Raw genomic sequence first — 1,088 nt, 5'->3', positions numbered from 1 at the left:
GCCCGGGGACCGTCGCCCTCGGCACGACCCTCGTGCTCGCCGCGGTCGCGCTGCCGGCGCTCGAGCTGCGGGCCGGCACGAGCGACGTGCGGGACCTGCCGGCGTCGTCGGCGCCGCGCCTGGCGGCCGACGCCCTCGCCGAGCAGTTCCCGGACGCCGGCCGGACCTCGCTCGACGTCGTCGTGCAGGGAGCCGTGGCCGACGCCGACCTCACCGCGTGGCTCGACGAGCTCGCCGCCGTGCCTGGGGTGACCGCCGCGGCCGTCGAGGGGGCGAGCGGCACGGATGGCGGGCGGGTGGTGGTGCTGACGGTCGCGACCGACGGCGCCTCCGACGCGCCGGAGACGCAGGACCTGGTCGCCGCCGTCCGCGACCTGGCACCCCCAGCCGGCGCGGACGCGGTGCTCGTCGGAGGTGCGCCCGCGGTGACGGTCGACTCGATCGACGCGATCGCTCGCACGCTGCCCGCGACGGTCGGGTTCGTGGCCGGGGTCACCGTGGTGCTGCTCTTCCTCGCGCTGGGGTCCGTGCTCCTGCCGCTCAAGGCGGTCGTCATGAACGTGCTGTCGCTCGGCGCGACCGTGGGCGCCGCCGTGTGGGCGTTCGACCAGGGTCACCTCGCGGATCTGCTCGGGTTCACCGGGACCGACCGGGTCGACCCCAGCAACCTCGTCCTCATCGGCGTCATCGCGTTCGGGCTCGCGATGGACTACGAGCTGTTCCTCCTCAGCCGGGTGCGCGAGGAGCACCTGCGCGGGGCCGGGGTGAGCGACGCGATCGCCGTCGGCGTGCAGCGCTCGGGGCGCACGATCACGAGCGCGGCGCTCCTCCTCGTCGTGGTGCTCGCCGCGATGGCGACCAGCGGCATCACGTTCCTCAAGCTCGTCGGGCTGGGGCTGGCCTTCGCGGTGGCGCTCGACGCGACGGTGGTCCGGGCGCTGCTGGTGCCCGCGACGATGCGCCTCCTGGGGCGTGCGGCGTGGTGGCTCCCGCGGCCGCTCGCCCGCCTCCACCGCGCGGCCGGGCTGTCCGAGGGCGAGGAGCCCGAGGCCCCCGCCGGCACGTCGGCGGCCGGACGTCCGTCGGAC

1 protein-coding gene is annotated in these 1,088 nt (G+C 76.6%); it reads left to right on the top strand.

All coding sequences use genetic code 11. The features are described 5' to 3' along the window. On the top strand, positions 1-1,088 hold a 1,088-nt coding region (locus tag ICW40_RS04015; protein WP_221652545.1), incomplete at both ends, for an MMPL family transporter.

This window comes from Actinotalea ferrariae, from assembly GCF_019733465.1.
Lineage (GTDB): Bacteria > Actinomycetota > Actinomycetes > Actinomycetales > Cellulomonadaceae > Actinotalea > Actinotalea ferrariae_A.
Note: the sequence above shows the minus strand (reverse complement) of the source record. Positions and strands in the feature narration are given on the sequence as shown.